This is a genomic window from Streptomyces sp. L-9-10 (assembly GCF_004151105.1).
Lineage (GTDB): Bacteria > Actinomycetota > Actinomycetes > Streptomycetales > Streptomycetaceae > Streptomyces.
In genome coordinates, this window is the sequence record NZ_PHRF01000007.1 from 1 (window position 1) to 3,166 (window position 3,166).

The following is a 3,166-nucleotide window of genomic DNA, read 5'->3' on the forward strand; positions in this document are numbered from 1 at the left end:
ACGGCCGCCCCTCGGCCAGAGCGGTGAGCCCGTCCAGCAGTACCGCGCGGTCGTCGCCCACGACAACGGCCCTGTGGTCGAAGGCCTGCCGCGTCGTCGCCAGCGAGTAGCCGATGTCCACCGCACCGGTCCCCGGCTCACCCGCGACATGCTCGCGCAGCCGGATCGCCTGGTCCCGCAGCGCCTCCGCGCTCCGTGCGGACAGCATCCACGGCACGACGCCGTCGGCGGGAGCGGGCGGCGCGGCGGGAGCGGACTCCTCGGCTGCCGGGGCCTGCTCGATGATGGTGTGCGCGTTCGTCCCGCCCACACCGAACGACGACACGCCGGCCCGGCGCGGTCGGCCCGCCGCCGTCCACGGCCGGGGCTCCGTCAGTACGTCGACCGCGCCCGCGGACCAGTCCACGTGCGGGGAGCGTTCGGAGACGTGCAGCGTCTGCGGCAGCACACCGTTCCGCATCGCCATGACCATCTTGATGACGCCCGCGACACCGGCCGCGGCCTGGGTGTGGCCGACGTTCGACTTCAGCGATCCGAGCCACAGCGGCTCGCCGTCGCGGTCCTGGCCGTAGGTCGCCAGCAGCGCCTGCGCCTCGATCGGGTCACCCAGCGTCGTACCGGTGCCGTGCGCCTCGACCGCGTCCACGTCGGACGGAGCGAGGCCCGCGCTGGCGAGCGCCTGCCGGATCACCCGCTGTTGCGACGGACCGTTCGGAGCGGTGAGACCGTTGGACGCACCGTCCTGGTTGACCGCGGAACCCCGCACGACCGCCAGCACCCGGTGCCCGTTGCGCTGCGCGTCGGACAGCCGCTCCAACGCCAGCATGCCGACGCCCTCGCCCCAGCCGGTGCCGTCCGCGTCGGCGGAGAACGCCTTGCAGCGGCCGTCCGGGGCCAGCCCCCGCTGCCTGCTGAACTCCACGAAGGCCGCAGGGCTGGACATCACCGTCACACCGCCCGCCAGCGCCAGCGAGCACTCACCGGAGCGCAGCGCCTGAGCCGCCAGGTGCAGCGCGACGAGCGACGACGAGCACGCCGTGTCCACGGTCATCGCGGGGCCTTCGAGACCGAGCACGTAGGACACGCGGCCGGAGGCGATGCTGCCCGAGCTGCCGAACCCGAGCTGGCCCTCGAAACCCTCCGGAGCGCGCCGGAGGCGGGAGGCGTAGTCGTTGTACATCACTCCCGCGAACACGCCGGTCGCGCTGCCCCGCAGCGTCCTCGGCTCGATCCCGGCCCGTTCCAGCGCCTCCCACGAGGTCTCCAGCAGCAGCCGCTGCTGCGGGTCGACGGCCAGCGCCTCGCGCGGCGACATGCCGAAGAACGCGGGGTCGAACTCGGCGGCGTCGTGGAGGAAGCCGCCCCACCGGACGGTGCTGGTGCCGGAGTGCCCGGGGTCCGGGTTGTAGAGCGCGTCCACGTTCCAGCCCCGGTTGTCCGGGAAGTCGGACACCGCGTCACGGCCCTCGGCGACCAGTCGCCACAGGTCCTCAGGCGACTCGACACCACCGGGGAACCGGCAGCTCATGCCGACGATCGCGATCGGTTCGTCCTCGGCGACGGCCGCGCGAATGGTCGCCGTCCCCGCCTCGTCGCCGCCGAGCAGCGTGGCGCGCAGGTGGCCCGCGAGCACCAGGGGCGTCGGGTAGTCGAAGATAAGCGTCGCGGGCAGGCGCAGGCCGCTCGCCGCGTCGAGCCGGTTGCGCAGCTCGACCGCCGTGAGCGAGTCGAACCCGAGCTCGCCGAACGCCCGTTCCGGTTCCACCTCCGCGGCGGACGCGTGGCCGAGCACGGCGGCGACGCAGGTGCGCACGAGGTCGAGCAGCAGCGGCAGCCGCTCGTCCTCGGGCAGCGCCGATATCCGTGCCGCGAGGCTCCCTTCGGCCTTGGCGGCAGCGGGGCGCGCCGTGCGCACCAGCGCGCGCAGCAGCGCGGGGACGGTCTCGGGGCGCGCCCGCAGCGGCGCCAGGTCCAGCCGCATGGGCACGGTGACGGCCGTCGGCAGCGCGAGGGAGGCGTCGAGCAGCCGCAGCCCCTCCTCGGCGGAGAGGGCGGCGACACCGGCGCGCGAGAGGCGGCCGCGGTCGGTCTCGGCCAGCTCGTCGGTCATGCCGCTCGCGTCCGCCCACAGGCCCCATGCCAGGGACGTGGCGGGCAGTCCGGCGGCGCGCCGGTGCTGGGCGAGCGCGTCGAGGAACGCGTTGGCCGAGGCGTAGTTGGCCTGGCCGGGATTGCCGAACGTGCCCGCCGCGGACGAGAACAGCACGAACGCCGACAGGTCCAGCTCGCGGGTCAGCTCGTGCAGGTTCCACGCCGCGTCGACCTTGGGCCGGAACACGGTGTCGATCCGTTCCGGCGTCATCGACCCGATCACACCGTCGTCCAGCACACCCGCCGCGTGCACGACCGCTGTCACGGGGTGCTCGGCGAGCAGCGCCGCCACCGCGTCACGGTCCGCCACGTCACAGGCGACGACGGCGACCTCGGCGCCCAGCTCCGTCAACTCGTCGTGCAGCGCGCCCACCTGGCCACGCCGGCTCGCCAGCACCAGCCGCCGCACCCCGTGCTGTACGACCAGATGCCGCGCCACCAGCCCACCGAGCATCCCGCTCGCACCAGTCACCAGCACCGGCCCCTCACCGAAGCCCGAGCCCGGACCCGAACCCTCCGACTCCGCCGGACGGGCCCGCACGAGCCTCGGCGCGAACGGTTCACCGGCGCGCACGGCCAGTTGCGGCTCGTCGGTCGCGACGGCGCTCAGCAGCGCCTGGACCGAGTCCGCCGGCTCATCGACGTCGACGAGGACGAACCTGCCGGGGTGCTCGGCCTGCGCCGCGCGGACGAGGCCCCACACCGGCGAGTTGGCCAGGTCGGGGATGTCCTCGTCGGGGTCCGCCGCCACCGCGCCGCTGGTGACGAACACCAGCCGCGCCGCGCCGAACCGGTCGTCGGAGAGCCAGGTCCGCACCAGCGCCAGGGCGCGGTGCGTCGCCTCCGCGGGGCCCTCGGCCGAGGGCACGGGGGCGAACACGAGGTCCGGCACCTCGTCCTCTCCCAGCGCGGCCAGGTCCGCGTACACGCGGGCCGGCTCGGAGGTCTCCGTCCGGCCGGGCCCGTCTCCCAGGAACGCCCAGCGGGCCGGGGCCGGGGCGGCGGGCCGCACAGG

At 75.0% G+C, this 3,166-nt stretch carries 1 protein-coding gene; it reads right to left on the reverse strand.

Going from position 1 to position 3,166, the window contains the following annotated elements:
• Nucleotides 1–3,166 (reverse strand): SDR family NAD(P)-dependent oxidoreductase (locus tag CU044_RS01955; RefSeq protein WP_129766684.1); only part of this gene is annotated, 3,166 nt, incomplete at both ends.